The 17879-nt window shown below is 48.0% G+C and carries 13 protein-coding genes and 1 tRNA gene; 5 read left to right on the top strand and 9 right to left on the bottom strand.

All coding sequences use genetic code 11. The annotated features are described in order from the left end of the window. Positions 1-4: 4 nt before the first annotated feature. The 3 genes from ACSAZK_RS11765 to mtaC form a co-directional block, all read right to left on the bottom strand. A complete protein-coding gene (locus ACSAZK_RS11765; protein ID WP_440954318.1) occupies positions 5-1150 on the bottom strand; it encodes a UDP-N-acetylglucosamine--N-acetylmuramyl-(pentapeptide) pyrophosphoryl-undecaprenol N-acetylglucosamine transferase in 1146 nt (381 codons plus the stop codon). 335 nt (positions 1151-1485) lie between these two features. Continuing rightward, a complete protein-coding gene (gene mtaB / locus ACSAZK_RS11770; RefSeq protein ID WP_440954319.1) occupies positions 1486-2871 on the bottom strand; it encodes a methanol--corrinoid protein co-methyltransferase MtaB in 1386 nt (461 codons plus the stop codon). A gap of 14 nt (positions 2872-2885) precedes the next feature. Continuing rightward, complete coding sequence (mtaC, locus tag ACSAZK_RS11775; protein ID WP_440954320.1) at positions 2886-3659, bottom strand: methanol--corrinoid protein MtaC; 774 nt, start codon at positions 3657-3659, stop codon at positions 2886-2888. Positions 3660-5088: 1429 nt separating this feature from the next. On the opposite strand from mtaC, the gene ACSAZK_RS11780 reads away from it, so the two are divergent. Both ACSAZK_RS11780 and ACSAZK_RS11785 read left to right on the top strand, forming a co-directional pair. Then, positions 5089-5943: a helix-turn-helix transcriptional regulator gene (locus ACSAZK_RS11780; RefSeq protein ID WP_440954321.1), complete on the top strand. Its 855-nt coding sequence runs from the start codon at positions 5089-5091 to the stop codon at positions 5941-5943. Between the two features lie 104 nt (positions 5944-6047). Beyond that, a complete protein-coding gene (locus ACSAZK_RS11785) occupies positions 6048-6839 on the top strand; it encodes a helix-turn-helix transcriptional regulator (protein WP_440954322.1) in 792 nt (263 codons plus the stop codon). Between the two features lie 350 nt (positions 6840-7189). Here the strand turns inward: ACSAZK_RS11785 and ACSAZK_RS11790 are convergent, their stop codons facing one another. The 4 genes from ACSAZK_RS11790 to mutS form a co-directional block, all read right to left on the bottom strand. After that, on the bottom strand, positions 7190-7777 hold the full coding sequence (locus ACSAZK_RS11790) for a cobalt-precorrin-7 (C(5))-methyltransferase (RefSeq protein ID WP_440954323.1): 588 nt from the start codon (positions 7775-7777) through the stop codon (positions 7190-7192). Positions 7778-7817: 40 nt separating this feature from the next. Further along, complete coding sequence (locus tag ACSAZK_RS11795; protein ID WP_440954324.1) at positions 7818-8837, bottom strand: cobalt-precorrin-5B (C(1))-methyltransferase; 1020 nt, start codon at positions 8835-8837, stop codon at positions 7818-7820. A gap of 525 nt (positions 8838-9362) precedes the next feature. After that, a complete protein-coding gene (mutL, locus tag ACSAZK_RS11800) occupies positions 9363-11534 on the bottom strand; it encodes a DNA mismatch repair endonuclease MutL (RefSeq protein ID WP_440954325.1) in 2172 nt (723 codons plus the stop codon). A gap of 62 nt (positions 11535-11596) precedes the next feature. Next, positions 11597-14350 carry a DNA mismatch repair protein MutS gene (mutS, locus tag ACSAZK_RS11805; RefSeq protein WP_440954326.1) on the bottom strand — a complete coding sequence of 918 codons (2754 nt, stop codon included), beginning with the start codon at positions 14348-14350 and terminating at the stop codon, positions 11597-11599. A gap of 278 nt (positions 14351-14628) precedes the next feature. Between mutS and ACSAZK_RS11810 the strand changes: the two genes are divergently transcribed. The 3 genes from ACSAZK_RS11810 (at position 14629) to ACSAZK_RS11820 (ending at position 16815) form a co-directional block, all read left to right on the top strand. Continuing rightward, complete coding sequence (locus tag ACSAZK_RS11810; RefSeq protein WP_440954327.1) at positions 14629-14814, top strand: hypothetical protein; 186 nt, start codon at positions 14629-14631, stop codon at positions 14812-14814. A gap of 173 nt (positions 14815-14987) precedes the next feature. After that, positions 14988-15527: a tetratricopeptide repeat protein gene (locus tag ACSAZK_RS11815; RefSeq protein ID WP_440954328.1), complete on the top strand. Its 540-nt coding sequence runs from the start codon at positions 14988-14990 to the stop codon at positions 15525-15527. A gap of 892 nt (positions 15528-16419) precedes the next feature. Beyond that, complete coding sequence (locus ACSAZK_RS11820) at positions 16420-16815, top strand: DUF1699 family protein (RefSeq protein WP_440954329.1); 396 nt, start codon at positions 16420-16422, stop codon at positions 16813-16815. A 215-nt stretch (positions 16816-17030) separates the two neighbouring features. On the opposite strand, the gene ACSAZK_RS11825 is transcribed toward ACSAZK_RS11820, so the two are convergent. Both ACSAZK_RS11825 and ACSAZK_RS11830 read right to left on the bottom strand, forming a co-directional pair. Beyond that, positions 17031-17105: transfer RNA gene (locus ACSAZK_RS11825), tRNA-Pro, on the bottom strand. A gap of 199 nt (positions 17106-17304) precedes the next feature. Continuing rightward, complete coding sequence (locus ACSAZK_RS11830) at positions 17305-17856, bottom strand: CDP-alcohol phosphatidyltransferase family protein (RefSeq protein ID WP_440957009.1); 552 nt, start codon at positions 17854-17856, stop codon at positions 17305-17307. Positions 17857-17879: the final 23 nt, after the last annotated feature.

Genomic DNA, 17879 nt, shown 5'->3' on the forward strand with positions numbered 1-17879 from the left:
TCCCTCACTTTTCAGGGCACTTTTTCCTCACTTCTCTTTCGAGAAGTCTCCTCACGGCTGCCGGGCCGTCCAGCGTTTCGGCAAGTTCCCTTGCTCGCCGGGTCTTTCTGGCATATTGCTCTTCTTCCAGCAGTTCCCGGATGCAGGCCAGGATGGCCTCAGGGCGGGTCAGGTAACTCAGACGCTTCCCGCATCCCATTTCTTCAATCATGCTGGCGTTATTTTCCTGTTCATTGTGCTTTTCGTCCGGGAAAGATAGGATGGGGAGCCCGAAAGCCAGGCTCTCAAGGAGGGTTCCATGCCCTCCGGCAGTGATTACAAGGTCCGAACCTTTAAAGTAGGGAAAGGGATTTTCCGTAAAGCCCGTTAACTCAACATTGCCCGGAATTTCCGGGAACTGGGAGGCTTCGATCCCGGGTCCCGTTATGAAGGTATAGTTGATGCCCGGATCCAGTTTCGCAGCTTCGAGCACGCTCCGGAATATTGCTGCCCGGTAGCCGAAAGCCCCGATGGTGGAGAGAACGTTTGGGTGGGGGAGCGTTTTTGCCTCAACTTCTCCGTATTTCCACCGGATCAGGGGGCCGCTGAAAAATATCGTGTCATTAATGTCCCTTGAGAGCACGAAGTTTCGCCGGTTGACTGAGTAAGGGAGTGGATAATCAGGGACTATGATTCCGTCCACGCTTCTGAAGACGCGGGTATAAAACTTTTTAACGAGTTTTCCGGCCAATCCTACTAAGGGCCCTTTATTCCGGAAAAACTTTGCCATGTTGAACTGGTGCCCGACAAAGTAAACAGGGATTTTCCTGTATTTTGCTGCAAGGATTCCCAGGTAATACCCGTCGGAAAGTACGACATCAGGTTCGATTTCTTTTAGCAATTTCAAAATTTTCCGTATATCACCCGGGCTGGAATTTTGGAGGGTTTTTGCAATGGACTTTCTCATGTTTAGGGTGCCTGCCTTTCCCACAAGTGCCAGTTCCGGAGGGATCTCGTATGCTGTGTATCCTGTTTTTTCGACCAGGTCCTTTGAGTAGCCGTATGCCCCGAAGTACACGTTATGCCCTGCGGACAGGAACTCTTTTCCGAGGGCAAGGCAGCGGCTTGTGTGTCCCAGGCCTTCTCCGCACATTAACAGCAAAACTTTCATTTGATGGAACTCCTTTTCTTCTCCAACCCATGGCTTCTCTCTGCTTTAATTCTTTCTTACTGCTTCGTTGTTTAAAAATATCTATTTTGGGGGTTTTCGATTAAAACCAGTGGAATTCATAGGCAGCATTATCCGGAGAAGTGATATTGGGCAAAATCGGGTGGGGTTGGGAAATGGAATTGTAGATTAAATCGGAGTAAAAGTAGGGGTGAAATTGGAAATGGAATCGAAGTAAAAATGAGCTGAAGCTGGAATCGAAATCGCAGTAAAATTAGAGGTGGGTGAGATTGGGATGAAATCGGAATCGAAAAAAAGAAAAAAAGAGAACTGGGGGCTTAGAAGCCGTAGTTCTCCGGAAGGAATACTTTGACTTCGTTCTGGTACTTGGTAAGGCAGTCGTCCATGAACTTGTCCATGTCGTCAGGGAGGGCATTGAGGGCTGCTTTTGCGTCCTTGAGTGCGCCGGTTTCGAACCTGGAGAGTGCGAGCTTGCCTGCGATACCTTCTTCGACAATGTTGCAGCATTCGAGGGCTGCGTTCTTTGCCCTGAGGTAGATGTTGTCGCCGTCCTTGACGATTGCTTCTCCAACCCTGTAGGCGTTGTCGTATGCAAGCACATAGCCCTGGGGGTCTCTGTACCTGTCAGAGAGCATGAACATGTCCCTGAGGACTTTTTCATTTCCTGTCTCGAGTGCGGTGTTCATGAGGGCGCAGTCATATGCAAGGGATTCTGACCAGCACTGAACACTTGTACCGCCGAATTCACCGTGGTACTCAATGGATTCGTTGGACCAGACATCACAGCACTGCATGATGAGGTTACCCATGACATCGGAGTGGGCGCAGGTGGAGGTCTTACCTTCCTGGGCCATTGGAATGCCGGTGATGGCCTTGATGATGATGTTTTCGTAGCCGCAGTCCTTACCCGGACCCACTGCGCCGCTTTCGTATGCAGCGAGGGACCTGGGTGCGGAAATTGCCCTTGCGATGATTGCGAGGGTGTGGGCGAGGTTCTTGTCAAGCAGTCCGCCGCCGATGAACATTGCGGTGTTTGCCTGGGCACAGTCGGTGTCACCGGCTGCAACGGTTCCGGTCTTCTTTGCAACTGCTGCGATGTCGGACCAGATCATGTCCATATCAATGGTACCGAGACAGCCGATACCGTAGAGCATACCTGCGATATCGTTCCTGAGGATTGCGTAGTCGAAGACTTCCTTACCACCCATACTTTCCACGGAAAGCAGGTCTGCGCCGTTTTCTGCGCACTTCTCGAAAGCTTCCATGAATACGGAGTACTTGTCTCCCCTGAGCTGGAGGAAGTCCCTGTTTTCACGGATGTCACCGATGGTGTGGCGCAGAGCGCACTTGATGCCGTATTCATCATGGTACTCTTCCATGATAGTCTTCTGGGCGTGTGCTACTTCTGCTCCCCAGTCAGGGTTGTTGGACATCTGCTGGACGTGTTCGGTTTCGAGGATGATTGCGGGGAAACCGACCTGGACCATTCTCTGCATGACGTCGGTGGTGATCCTCTCGTATTCCTTGATGAGTTTTTCCTTGGATGCGCCGGCTTCAGGTCTGGGAGCATAGTTAATTTCAGGAATTGTGTAGCCAGCACCGATTTCGAGGCCGAGGCCTGCTTTTACGGGGTGCTTGGTCTTTCCGAAGCTCATCTCATCTGCGCTTGCGTATGCCATTGAAGTGTATCTGTTTGCTGCCATCTATCTCGCCTCGATTAGTGCTTGTGGAATGCTTCTCTTAATGTTGCAATGTTGGAACCTGCAATGATTGCATCAGCGATCTTGGGTGCGTCTGCGGCTTCTTCTCCGTAAACACCGAGTTCATACTGTGCAACGAAATCCTGGTTCACTGCACCGCCGCCACATGCGAATGGGACATTGAGGCCTTTCTCGACCAGCTTGTCGTTGACTTCCTTGAAGGCATACATGGTGGTGGTCATGAGTGCGGTTCCGGTGACCATGATAGGCTTGTTCTCTTCGACTGCTGCGACGACTTCGTCAACCGGGCAGTCCCTTCCGAGGTCAACAACGTCGAACCCGTTTGCCCTGAGAAGAGCGGTTACGATGTTCTTTCCGATGTCGTGGACGTCACCTTCTGCGACGTGGCAGACAACGGTTCCCTTGGTTTCAGGGGCAGTGTCGGAGTTTTCCTTGCAGAATTCGATACCGTCGAGCATTGCGTCGGCAGACATCATAACGTTGGGGAGGAAGATGACACCGTCGTCGTAGAGCTTGGTGACAACAGCCATTCCGACCATAAGTGCATCGTCAATAAGGGTAATTGCTTCCTTGCCTGCATCGATTGCTGCCTGGAGTCCCTCTACGACGTCGTCTTCTTCACCCTCGAAGATGGCTTTTGCGATTGGGTAGATGAGTTCGTCTTTCGGATAGAGTTCTTCTGCGGCTTCTTCAGGAGTCATTTCCTTTTCCAGAGCCACGTTGTATCTGGTTAAGACTTTTTTCAAGCTTTCTTCTGTAAAGTCCAGCATATTTTTAACCTCCATTCTAATTTCAGCAAAAAAAGGTCCCGTTATCGCAGCCGTAAATGGGGTGTGCGGATCCCATCGGGCATCGGGTGTTTCCGTTAAGCTGTAGAGGCCTCCATGCCTTTCTGTGGTACGCATTTCTGGAAAGCCCACAGAGACTTCTGTTAAAAACAGGTTTTTTAGGACTTCCTGCTGTACATACCTGTGAAAGACTTTTCCTCCACTTTATGCTCCGGATTTTTTTCCTTTTTTTGAACCTTCCATGCCCATATCAGGACATGTAACGCACAGAATAACGTGGCATCATCAAATATACCATAAACGACGGGAAATTTTTCCGGGTTTCGACGGGGATACATGGGTCAAAAAATTTTGAACCGGGTATGTGATTTCCGGGGACATTGTATTCTGGGGACATTGCTCCGGATCACCATACTCAAAAATTCAGGAGTGCCTTCTCAAATCTCTCTGGAAAGACCTTTGTATTGTATGGTGAGGAGCAACTCTGCAAGTATATTTTTATATGTTGGCGTGTGCAGATGTAAGTCTGAGGGGGTGCGCAGATTGGAGTGTGCAGATTGGAGTGTGCAGATTGGAATGTATATATCTAAGTCTGCAGAGCTGTGAAGACGGATAATATATGGGTGAAGTCATCGAAACTGTGTACCAATGCGGTGGCATCTGTGTGGGTAGTTTCAGTACCATGCGATAATTATTCTGAAATGATCAACCTTAGTCTAACTTGGTTAATATTGGTTGCACTTGGTAAAACCTGGTGAAAATGTTTGATTCCGTTGGGCAGCGATAAATGGGTGCATATATGATAAAAAATAAATAGGGAGAAAATACATATAAGGTGTGGTGAGAACAAGTCTGAAATGATTTCATACTAATACTAAAGGGGTTCTGTGCCTGCTTCAGGGGGCAACTTCACTCTACAACCTTTTTTTTGAAAACATTTTTTTAGAACAGATGTATTAAAAATTTCAAAGGCGTAGTTTTTCATCAACTTCTTTGCCGAAATAAACCCGATTGAAAATTTTGATCACCCTGTTTTAATTCTCTCGTACACATTATGTATTAATTCTTTTTGTTTGCGTTGTTCTAATTGTATTTTTATGGCTTTTGATACTGTTTTCTTCTTGTATCCTCTGGGGTTCTCTCTCTCTTTATTTTTTATTTTTTCCAGGGAGTTTGCTTCTTAAATTATCCATCCATATTTTTTTATATAAATGAGATGTGGGTAATTCCTGTCTGTGATTAATTCTTTCACTCCCCGCTTTTAGTTATGCATAACAGGGGAAGCATCCGAATTTTTTGTTTGCCTTCGGGAGGACCCTAAATCCCGCTTAGTAAGGCACGCAGATGATGAAGCTTATTATTATCCTGAAAACACCCAACCCTAAAACAAAGTGAAATCAAAGTGGTTTTTATGCAACCTGAGTTATTAGATGTCGTATTTCGTTCCAGAAAAAGAAGTGACCTGCTTTTGCTCCTGGGAGAGGAAGCCAGAACAATCGAAGAAATAAAAACCATTCTTGACGTTTCTCCCACGGCCATCCTGCCTCAGATCAAAAGGCTTACAGACAGCAGCCTTGTGGTTCAGAGGGAAGGGTATTATGAATTGACTGTCCTGGGCGAAGAGGTCGTCAAGAAGGTCCGACCTCTTGTCGATGTCCTGACCCTGCTCGAGCGAAACGACTACTGGCTGGAGCACGACCTTAGCGGAATTCCCCAATATCTGCAGGACCGGCTCGGAGACCTTAAAGATTTCCGCCTGATCGAACCCACCCCCTGCCAGATTTTTGAACCCCGAACGGAAATCGTAAATTTCATTTCGTCTTCAAGTCATTTGATGGTTTTCTCTTCTTTTTTCAGGCCTGAGTTCCTGCCTATTTATTCCAAGCTCGGCAGGAAGGGTGCAAAAGTTTCCCTGATCTTAACTGAAGCGGTACTTGAAAAAACCCTGCACAATTATGAACGGAAGCTTAAGAAATTTACAGATATGCCCAATACCGAACTTTTCGTCTGTAATGATGGGGTTAAGCTTGCCGAACTTATCGTATCTGACCAGGGAACTCTGGTCTCCCTCTTTGCCAGCAACGGCAGGTTCCACCACGATCATGCTTTCTGTTCAGATTCCCAGGCTCTCGACTGGGCAAAGGAACTTTTTGAGTTCTATAAATCCCGTTCCAGGTTAATCGAGGATTCAAGGGGGATGGAACGTTTTTCCTGTACTTCCGGAACCGACTTCCTGTCCGAATCTCCCCTGTTCAGTTTGCAGTAACAGGTACGAAAGTTTCAAAAAATGGCTCAGGAGTCAGTTTTATCTCTCTCTCCTGACTCCCGGTTTTTTAAAATACACGATGCTATTTCCGGAGGTTGATTTGAATGACCATGGACCTGCAGTTGATTGATACGATTTTCTTTTCGGAAAAAAGAAAGAACCTTCTCATGTTCCTGATGGAGGGGCCTAAAACTATCGATGAGATCAAGACGGAACTCGATGTCAGTTCCAGCCCTATCATGGCCCAGATACGGGTCCTGTTAAAGGACGGGCTTCTGGTGCAGAAAGAGAACCTTTACGAACTTTCGGTAAAAGGAAAGTTAATTGCCCCCAGGATGCAGCCTCTGCTTTCCACTTTCCGGGTCTTTGATGAGAACCATGAGTACTGGGCAAGCCAGGACCTGTATACCCTTCCGCAGTACCTCCGGGAAAGGCTCGGAGAGCTGGGTTCATGCCGGGAAATCGTGCCTGATAGGACTCATATCTTCGATTATCCTCCTGAAATTATGAACAACCTGTACAGGGCAAAAACAATCATGGAGATTTCTTCCTTTTTCCGCCCCGGTTATCCGGGGCTTTATCTGGACCTTGTCAGGAAAGGCGTCGAAGTTTCAATTGTCCTTGACCGGCCCATATTTGAAAAACTGGCCTTGGAACACAGGGCTGATATGGAAGCTTTCATAAGCATGGAAAATGCAAGCCTCTATGTCTGCGAGCATAAAATCGAACTTGCTTCCAGTCTTGTAACGGACCGGTTCACTTCCATCTCCCTGGTTTCCAAAGACGGGAGGTACTATAACCACGAAATGGTAAGCTTTGAAGAAAGCGCCTTTGCCTGGGGGCAGGAACTTTTCGGTTACTACAGGGATATGTCGAAACAGATTACCGAGCTCTGATTATGGGAATGATTATTAAGGTTACTTTAATGCCCTTTCATTATGGAAATAACCTTTATTGTTACTTCACTACCTATAAATTATGGTAATAACCTTTATGGTTACTTCAATGCATATCAATTATGGCAATGACCTTTATAGTTATTCAACTACCTTTTTTGGTTCTCCGGATGCCCATTATAGTCATCAGAGTATCCTTCTTATGCATTCCGGTACCCTTTCTATGATCGGCTCTTAATTCTAAATATTGCGGTGTTTAAATCCAATCTTCACATGTCCTTCTTTGAAAGGTCGCCTGTTTCTCAGTCAGTGAGAGTTCAGGTGTCTGAAAAATGGATCAAAAAAGGTTTTCAACGCTTCTGCACTACCATAAGCCCGTAAAGGATAGTTTCTGCAACCGGGGGATTTTCAGGGGTCCCTTTTGCAATCCTTTCCTCGGGGTAACCGAGGTTTTCGCAGGTGTAGAGTTCCGCGGAAAGGCCCATTTCCAGAAGGACCTCGGCAACTTCTTCGGAGCCGAATTTAGCGTCGGGGAGCAGGAAGACATTTCTCCCGTTCTTCAGTTCCCGGATCAGTTCGGCTTTTGCAGGCTCGAAGTCCCTGCCGTGGGCAGTAATTGCTGTAAGGTTTGTAAGGTTCACTCTTGTGCGGGCACAGGCTACCTGCATTGATGAAATCCCCGGGACCACGGTATCTTTTTCCCCGGCAAACTTCCCAAGGCCGGAAAACATGGGGTCTCCCGTGGACAGGACCACGGCATCGTCGGGCAGGAGGTGGAGGGCCTTATAGTCCTTGATCGTACTTGCTTCGCAGTCAATGTATTCCTGTGCAAGTTCAAGAGCCCTCTTTGCGCCGTAAACGACCGATGCATTTCGAATCGCCCTGATCCCTTCTTCCGTGAGCATGCCGGGCCCGACCCCGACTCCTACCACTATCATGCCTTTTTCCCTCTGTCCGCTTTTGTATTTTTATTCTCACTCAATTCTCACTCTTGCTGTCCATCAGGACCGAACCGTCCCTTTCGATGACAACGATCCTTGCCCCGTTTCCTTTTTCGATTGCCATCCGGAAGGCTTCTTTCAGGCGTTCGTGTTCCGGAGCTTTTTCAAGCATTTCAACGACTGTTGCATAGCCGCTTCCTTCGAGCATTTTAGGGTTGCCCCATTTCAGGACCAGGCCCGGAAGGCCGCAGATGACAATGTCCCCTGAGGCGGACTCGAGCCCTTCGGAGATCCGGCTCCCGACCATAACCACGGTATAGTCAGGGAAAAGCATGTGGGAATAGCGCATCCCTATGCGCCCGGTGGTCAGGACCACTTTCTCGGTACCGCGGATCAGGTCCCCTTTCATCTCGCCAAGGTGGTCATTCCAGGGCTCAACAAAACCGGTGCTTCCGAGGACTGAAATCCCTCCTTCGACTCCTATCCTGCTGTTCAGGGTTTCTTTACCTATCCTTTCTCCCTCGGGAATCGAAATAGTGACTTCCGCTCCCCTCAGGCCCAGTTCTTCCACGGCTTCCTGCACCGCGGCTTTGATCTGCGCCATGGGGTTCGGGTTGATTGCAGGCTGGCCTTTTGGGACCTGTAACCCGTCCCTCTTCACGACCCCTATACCCTTTCCGCCAAGGATGCGGATCCCGTCAGCTTCCCTGGCTTCCCCCACGAACTCAAGGCCGCGGGTGATGTCGGATTCGTGGTCATTCCGGATCTTTTTCACAACGGCACGCCCTGAACCCGATTCGCTTACTTCAAGGTATGCCCTGAGCCCTGCAGGGGTCGGGACGGAAACGTGATCAACTGTTTTTTTAAGGGAGAGCACCGCAGCTTTTGCTGCGGCAGTGGCAGTGGTCCCGGTGGTGTACCCGCGTTTCAGAACAGACCCGTCGCTCAGGACGACGATCATTCCGGATGCCACTTTTTCTTCCACTTCTTCCCTGGGCATCCCGGTGCGGGCTATCCATTCTTCCGGGATGTCAAAATTGTTAACGGGATCTATCATGGAAGATATTCAGGGGTTTTTTGGTATAAATATATTGATGTGGAAATTTGGAACTGGCCTGAATTTCTCCTGCCTGAACCTATTCGGAAATTATCCTGACCGAAAACATCCTGAGCAAAAAAGACGTCCGAAAACAGCTTTAAGAAAAGGGGTGGCACCATTCCGGGGTGTTGGGGGGTATTTCATTCGTTTTTTCTGGAAATGGGGGGTATCCAGGTTTTGGGAATGGAGGGGGATCCATTCTCTGATGGGGGGGTTGGTGTGTGAAAAATAGCCCGAAATGGTGCCTATTCAGATGTCAGTTCTATGCCTGACACCCGCTCCCAACTCATCAGTTATACTATATATACTTTTAGCAAATACTTCTTGTTTTTTCAAGGATGACAATTGTTGACATGGGTAGTAATTGTCAGTCTATATATCTAATCTATGTCCTCATGGTAGTGTTTTTCAATTCTGCTAAAATAAGCTTTTGCTTGAAGAGTTTAATTATTTGTTTTATGTTGGGGGGTGAACCCTGAGGATTCACTGGATTCTGGCAAACATCCGATCAAGTTCCCCTCTCGTGAAGGTGAGGACTGTGGGCCGGCCGTGGGGACAGGAGTAGGGATTTTCCGCCTGTTTTAGCTGCTCCACCAGTTCTTCCATCTGCCGCAAACTACAGGCTGCCCCCCCTTTGATTGCCGCCCTGCAGGCCATGGTCTTGCAGACCTGTTCGGAAACTCCCGTGTCCTTTTTGATCTTTCCGCCCGCAAGAAGCTCCGAGACGAGGTCGTGGATAATCCCCGGGTCTTCCAGGCGCCCGAATACGTCCGGCACGAAAGTCACCACATAGGTGTTGTCCCCGAATTCCGATATTCCAAAGCCGTGTTCTTCAAGGTAGGGGATGTATTCTTCCATGAGCACCTTTTCTTTTGGGGTCAGGTCTATCGTAATCGGAGTGATCAGTTCCTGGACCCTGTTCTTTTTCATCTTCAGGATCTGCTCGTAGAGGACGCGCTCGTGAGCGGCGTGCTGGTCGATGATCACAAGGTCTTCCCCTTTTTCGGCAAGGATATAGATCTTCGAGACCTGGCCGATGATCCGGAGGCCTTCAAGGAGGTCAGTGTTGGCTTTTTTATTTGGCTTTTGCTCCGGGTATGCCCTTTCCACTCCTTTTTGTGTCCCTTTTTCAGTCCTTTCTTCTATCCCTTTTTCAGTCCTTTCTTCTATCCCTTTTTCTGTCTTCTTTTCAGTCCCTTTTTCTATCCCCTTTTCAGTCCCTTTTTGTGTCCTTTCTTCTGTCCTTTCTTCTGTCCCCTTTTGTGTCCCCCTTTCAACCCTTTTCTCTATCTCTTTTTCAGTCCTTTCTCTTCCCTTTCCTTTCCTTTCTTCTCCTGTCGCCTTTTCCTCTTCCCTTCCTTTTTCCGCTTCTTTCATCTCATTCTCGCTAGCAAAACCCAAAAGCCGCTCCGACCTTTTCAGCCTTCTTTCGGTATCCTTTACCGGATAACTGTAGGTTTCGGGTTTTTCCCTGAAGAGTTTGCTTCCGCCTGCCGGAACTTCTGCGGCTCTTACGATATCTTTTCCGGGACCACTCCTGGGCTTTTCCGAAACATCCGTTTTTTCAGGGAACAGCACCCTGCTCTCCGGCTCCCGGACTTCCAGGGTTTTCTGGTGGGTTTTGCCTTCCTTTTCCCTTATCTCGGGAGCAAGCCCGTGTTCCGAAAGGGTCTTTTCCACGGCTGCAGTCACTGCATTGCTGATTTCCTTTTCCCTGCTGAAGCGGACCTCTGCTTTTCGCGGGTGCACGTTAACGTCCACCTCCTGCGGGTCGAGGGTGAGGGAGAGCACAGCTACAGGGTAACGTCCTTTTGGAATTTTCGTATAGTAACCCTGGCGGACGGCTGTGTTTACGGCTTTTGAGGTCACGGGGCGGGTGTTTACAAAGAGGAATAGCTGGTCTCCTGTTCCCCGCGTAAGTTCGGGCTTTGAGACACAGCCCCGGATAACAACGTCCCCTGTCAGGGATTCTACGGGGAGCATGGACCTTGCAGTTTCGGGGCCGAGCAGGTTTACGACACTGTTCAAAAGCTCGCTTGAGGCGGGGTTTCTGAGGACGGGCTTTCCGTCGCTGAGGAGTGTGAATGAAATCTCAGGGTTTGCCAGGGCGAGTTTCATTACAACGTCCGTGATATGGGCAAGTTCGGTCCTGTCGCTTTTCAGGTACTTTTGCCTTGCCGGGGTGTTGTAAAAGAGGTCTTTTACGTGTACAGCTGTTCCCGGAGCCGTGCCGACATTCGAGCTTTCCTGCACCTGCCCTCCGTGGATAACCACCTTCGTGCCTGCGAGTTCTTCGGGGGGCCGGGTCAGGATTTCCACTTTCGCGATAGCAGTAATAGAGGAGAGGGCTTCTCCCCGGAAACCCATGGTGGCTACGGTGTCCAGGTCTTCGATTTTCCTAAGCTTGCTTGTTGCGTGTTTTTCATATGCGAGAAGGGCATCTGCCCGGCTCATCCCGCAGCCGTTGTCCCTTACCAGAATCGATTTCTTGCCCCCTTTCTCGACCTCGATCCGGACCTCGGTGGCTCCGGCATCGATTGCGTTGTCTACCAGTTCCTTTATGGCGGATGCGGGACGTTCGATCACCTCCCCGGCTGCGATCTTATTTATTGTATCCTTATCAAGGATCCGGATTTTATTTCCCTGCCCTTCCATACCTCTTTCTCCTTTTTTCATTTCGTGAGATGTAATTTGCTAGCTCTTTCAATTAGTGAAACTTAACCCAGCAACTTTTTCAGTTCGTGAAGCTTGTTCATGGCCTCAAGGGGGGTCATATCGTCCACATTCAGCTTTTTCAGGGCGACTTCCACGGGGCTTTGCCTGTTTGCCTGGGCCTGGGTCCCGCCTCCGCTGCCGGGGTCGAAAAGCAGCATCTGGGTGTAGCGCGTGGCTGCCTTGCCTTTTTTCCTTTTCCCGTTTTCCCCTTCTTCGGCTTCTTCAAGCAGGTTTTCCCGTTCCAGTTCCTTCAGGATCTCGTTTGCCCTGTCTATCACCTTTTCCGGGACTCCTGCAAGCCTTGCAACCTGGATCCCGTAACTCCGGTCCGTTGCCCCTGGCACGATCTTTCTCAGGAAGACCAGTTCGTGGCCTTCTTCTTTTACCGCGATGTGGTAGTTTTTGACCCGCTTTAACTTTTCCTCAAGGGCTGTCAACTGGTGGTAGTGCGTGGCAAAAAGGGCCCTTACCCCGACCTTTCCCCGGTTGTGCAGGTACTCAACCACGGCTTTTGCGATGCTGTACCCGTCGTAGGTGCTCGTCCCTCTCCCTATCTCGTCCAGGAGGACCAGGCTTTTGGAGCTTGCGTTGTTCAGGATGTTTGCAAGTTCAACCATCTCCACCATGAAAGTACTCTGCCCGCTTGCCAGGTCGTCAAAGGCCCCTATCCTCGTAAAGACCTGGTCCACGGTCCCGATGGAGGCATGGGACGCCGGGACAAAGGAGCCTGCCTGGGCCATGATTGCGATCAGGGCGCTCTGGCGCATGTAGGTGGACTTTCCTGCCATGTTCGGGCCCGTTACCAGTAAAAACTGTTTTTCCTTGCAGTCCATTTCGGTATCATTAGGAACAAACCCCCCGGGAACGGTATTTTCCACAACAGGGTGTCTTCCGTCTCTGATCAGGATCTTGCAGTCTTCGGTCAGCTGGGGGCGGACATAGTTGTTGTTTTCGGAAGCCTCTGCAAGGTTTGCGAGCACGTCCAGGGTCCCGGTGCTTTCAGCTGTCTGCTGCAGTTCCCTTGAGTATCCTGCAACGGTTTTCGTGATTTTTGTGAAGATCTCGTATTCCAGGGCCACGGCTTTTTCGTTGGCCGAGAGGATCAGGCTTTCTTTTTCCTTCAGTTCCGGCGTGAAGAAGCGCTCGGCATTGGTCATGGTCTGCTTTCTGATGTAGTCTTCGGGCACCTGGGCGCGGTTAGCGTTGGTAACTTCGATGTAGTAGCCAAAGACCTTATTGTACCCGACTTTCAGGGACTTGATCCCGGATTTTTCCCTCTCTTTTTGCTGGAAAGCGGCAATCCACTGCTTGCTGTTGCTTGCAATGTCCCTCAGTTCGTCCAGCTCTTCATTGTAGCCCTTTTTGATCATCCCGCCTTCCCGGACCGTTAGAGGCGCTTCGTCCGCGATTCCCTTTTCAATCAGTTCTGCCAGGGTTTCGAGTTCTGAGAATGCTGCGAGTTCCTTTCCTATTTCTTCCAGGAGTTTCGAGTCGGTCTTTTCGAGGAGGCAGTCCCTTACGGGCACAACGGCTGTCAGGGACTTTTTCAGGGCTACAAGGTCCCTTGCGTTGGAGTTTCCGTACACGATGCGGCCAACCAGGCGCTCGATGTCCCGGACCTCGGAGAGCCAGTCCCGGATGTCATAGCGGAGCAGGGCGTCTCCTGCCAGTTCTTCCACGGCGTCCAGCCGCCGGTTAATAAGTTCGACGGAAAGGAGCGGTTTCAGGAGCCATTTTTTCAGGGCCCGGCTCCCCATGGGGGTCTTTGTACTGTCCAGCACCTTGAAAAGCGAGTTTTCATTCCCGCCGTCCCGCACATTTTTCACGATTTCCAGGTTGCGCAGGGTTATTGCGTCGAGCACCATGAACTCGGAGTTCGAGTAGGTCCGCAGAGTGTTTATGTGGGCAAGGTCCCGCATCTGGGTGGTCTTTGCGTATTCAAGGGCTGCCCAGGCCGAATATACCGCAAACTCCAGGTTTTCACAGCCCATTCCTTCCAGGGTCGTAATCCCGAAGTGTTTTTTAAGCATCTCACCCGCTTCTCCGGGCTCGGAAAGTTCGGGGGCGAATTCGTGGACAATGGTCTGGTCCCTGAGCCGGCCTGCAAGTTCGGGGTTCCCGTAAAGGGAAGGGGGCAGGATGCACTCTGCCGGGTGCATGCGGGCAAGTTCACTCATAAGTTTTTCAAAGTTTTCCGAGTCCCTGAACTGGGTGGTCAAAAACTCCCCTGTTGAGATGTCCAGGAAGGAGACTCCGAGTTCCATTTCCCCGGGGTTTTTGTCGCTTTTCCCGCCTTTGCCGCTTTTCCCGTTTTTGTCTCCGTTCCCGCCTTTACCGCTTTTGCCGCTTTCCCGGCCTGCTACTGCCATCAGGTAGTTATTCGAGGCGTCGGAAAACATGGAGGAATCTATGGCTGTCCCCGGGGTCACTACCCGGACAACACCCCTTTTTACGACTCCTTTTGCCTGTTTTGGGTTTTCGAGCTGCTCGCAGATTGCCACGTTGTACCCTTTGTTGATTAGCCTCGGGAGATAGGTGTCAATGGCATGGTATGGGATTCCTGCAAGCGGCATCCTTTCCCCGGATTTATCCTTTCCCCGGGCTGTAAGGGTAATTTCCAGTTCCCTTGCGATTGTCTTTGCGTCTTCCCCGAAAGACTCGTAGAAATCGCCCATCCGGAAGAAGATGAGGGCATCAGGGTATTCTTGCTTTGCTTCATAGTACTGGCGCATTGCAGGGGTCATCTGGTTATTCATTTTTTATTCCACTGTAAGCTGTTAAGTCGATTTGGTATAAAATAGAAAGTCGAGCGCAGTTGGTAGGATCAAATCATCCCGGTCGAATTATCCCCGGTAAATTAGCCTTAATATGCTGCCGCAGCTCAGCCGGTGCTCACTATTGCCGGATTGCTTCAGCTTTAATTTTATGCTTTTTGAATGCTATTCCTTTATGTGAATCCTGCTTCTTATATATAATTTAACAATTCGGCATTATAAGCCGATCAAAGGAGGAACCTGTTCTGAGCCGGGAAAAATTGATCGAGGTCTGCCCTGTCTGCGGGAATTCGGATCTCTACTACGAGGTCGGGGGGTATGCCGGCAAGGTCTACCACTGCAAGGAATGCGGGTATATGGGAGCTTTCGTTGTCGAAGGAAATGAAGAAATGGTTGAGAAAATCCGGGAAAAGTATAAGCGTGAAAAGGAAAAGGGGGAGGAGTAATAGATTTACGTGAGTTTTCCAGGTCTTGCATGCTTTTAATTTCCGTTTGATGTCACGGGGCTTAACATTTACAAAAGCTGTTCCACTGGGTTTGATAGGTTTATTTCATAATGGTTAGAGGGGCACAATCGGAAAGAAGTAAGTTTATAAATTTTTGACTTATATCCATATTTATGAACCTGTTTAAAAAAATTATCTCATTGCTCTTCAAAGACAATGAGCCTGGAAGTACACTTAATGAGCCTTTGAACAAAGAAAATGAGCCTGGAAGTACACTTAATGAGCCTTTGAACAAAGAAAATGAACATGAAAGGGCCCTCAATGAGCATTTGAAATCACTGGGACTTAAACCCGGAACTTACGAGGCGTGGATCAATATAGGTCTTGTTCTTATTTCACTTGAAAGATATGAAGAATCACTCAAAGCCTATGATAAGGCATTAAAATTGAATGAAAATTCTGGGGAAGCATGGGGGAATAAGGGTTTTGTCCTCTTTAAGCTTAAAAAATATGAAGATTCCCTAAAAGCTTATGATAAGGCATTAGAAACAAACCCGGATCTTGCTGAAACCTGGTTTAATAAAGGTCGTGTACTTCAAAAACTGGGTCTGAATAATGATGCATTGGCTTGTTATGATAAAGCTCTAGAAATCACTCCTAAATACACAGAGGCCTGGTATCAAAGAGATAATCTTCTTGAATCATTCAAATAGCCGAGTTTTCCGCAAATGTTCTTCAAAAATAGTATTTTTTTGTTGTTATATATTTCTTGATTATCTGTACTCTGGCAATATTAGGTTAAATTAAAAATCTACGTTGAGAACCTCATTGGGAACTACCTATTTTATGGAAAACTTTTTAACTGTTTCTGTCCTTTAAAACATCATGAGCACTATTTCCTCTACTCAATTCATACCGGGGAGACTACTTCTTGTAATTTTTCTCATTTTGATATTCTGCATTTTCTACTTATTTTACAGGAAAAAGAGAAAGTAACATTTGTAATAATACATCTTTAATCTTTTTTTAATCATTTCTCCAAAGCTGCAAGGTTTTTGGATTCGCCTGTGGATAAACGGGGTTCTCACCGCCCGCCTCAGCGGGCGGCTTTTTCCGATAAATTGCATGGAAAATGAAGAAATGCCATTCCTGAGCGTACACTGTACGAATATGAACTCCTGAAATATGGAACCATGAAAAACAAGTCTAGCAAACATGCTGGCAAGATACAATCTACCTTATTTGGAATGTCACAGCTCATGTATTTTTATTCATTTTTTTAACTTTCCTTGAAAGGCCGCCTGCTTCGCAGTCGGTGAGTGCCCTGGGATCTGAAATCGAATGTCAAAATCCTGGGAATGGCCTTTAAATATCAACTCAAAAAAAGTGGGAGTTCACATGTTTAAGTAGCAGATCTCGATTTGGGGATTTTTTATTTACATTTCCATCTTTTGATACTATTTTATACACATCTCTAAAAAATTAACTAGTTGTGTAATAAAAGCCAACTTTTTTAACTGAAGGGTCTCTTACTTGCAATTATTAGCAAGTTATTTCCCCCCTCTGTATAGTAATTTCTGAAAAACCCCTTAAAATGTGATATATATGAAACTTCGTGTTGTAAGTTCAAAAGAAGAAATTGATACACTAAATGAAAGTGAAGAACTCATTCACTTCGCATTCAGGCCTTCCAACAAAGATATATTCAAACTTATTATAAGGTGTCCGAATGTAAAAGCGATCCATGTCCCTTCTTCATACAAGAAAACCATTTCTACCTCTGCCCAGATGTACCTCTCAATGCAGGGCATTGCCTTACTTGAGGGTGATGTATGGGGTCACAGGAAAGACATCAATGAATATTCGGAAGTTTCCCCACATGTTTTTGACCGCATAACGGAACTAAAGTCCGAAGGGCTTTCCGAGCAGGATATCGTTGAAAAGGTTTCAGGGGAAACCAAACTCAGCCCTGACTTTATAACCTTTATTATGTCTATCTGATGTTTTTAAATAACAGCATGTTGGCCGATCAAATCCTGATCAGCTTTCATTTTCTTTTTTGCTGGTGCTGTTTCTGGTATTCCTGTTAAAAATTAAATAAAGTCCTATTTTAAAAATCGAAATCATGTTTTAAAAATTGAAATCCTATTCTTAAAAACCGAAATCCTAAAGCCAGAACTCTCTGTGAGAAAAACAATTAGAAAATAAGAGTTTGATGGGGCCGCTGAGATTTGAACTCAAGTCGCAAGACCCCCAGCCTTGCAGGATGGACCAGGCTACCCTACGGCCCCGCAGAGTAGAATTTGCTTCTTAGATGACAATTCTTGGTTTGCTTGCCATCGTAAACTATTGTAATCAAATATGTAGTATAAATGTATATCGGTACGAATATGGAATTTGGGTTCTTTGTTAGTATTTTTGTTTGGTTGGTGTTGTGAGGAAAAGCTATCCTTTTTTTCCTATTTGCTCTTTCTTTCTCGCTCAGGATTCTTAAAAACCGGGACCTGAAGGGCCATTCAGGAGAGTTTTTGCCCGGAGGACCCTCTGGATTATGGTTATGTGGGAAAACACGGCTATAAGCACAATTGCCCCGCTCAGCAGTCCTGTCAGGGCTCCGAAAGCGAGGATAAGCATCCTTTCCGTGCGTTCGGCTACCCCCACACTTAGCTTCCGGCAGCCTGCGGATTCTGCCCTGGCGCGGGTGTAGCTTACCAGGAAGGAGCCTATTAGGGCAAAACCTGCCCAGAGCCAGCTATCAATCTCCAGAATGGGCGGAAGCGCGAGTTTTCCATTTACAGCCCCGGCTATGATCCCGAGGAACATCAACCCGTCGGAGTAGCGGTCACAGACCGAATCAAGCACTCCCCCGAAAGGGGTAATAATGCCTTTAGCCCTTGCAACTCCCCCGTCCAGGGCATCAAAAACTCCACTGAAAAGAATCAAAAGCCCCCCTTCGAAGGGCTTTCCCAGGGCAAATGCCGCACCTGCGGCCACGCTCACCACAAACCCCATCAGTGTTAGTGTGTTCGGGGAAAAGGGAATTAAACGGGCGAATGGTGTTATTT

Source organism: Methanosarcina sediminis (assembly GCF_052056915.1).
Classification (GTDB): domain Archaea; phylum Halobacteriota; class Methanosarcinia; order Methanosarcinales; family Methanosarcinaceae; genus MTP4.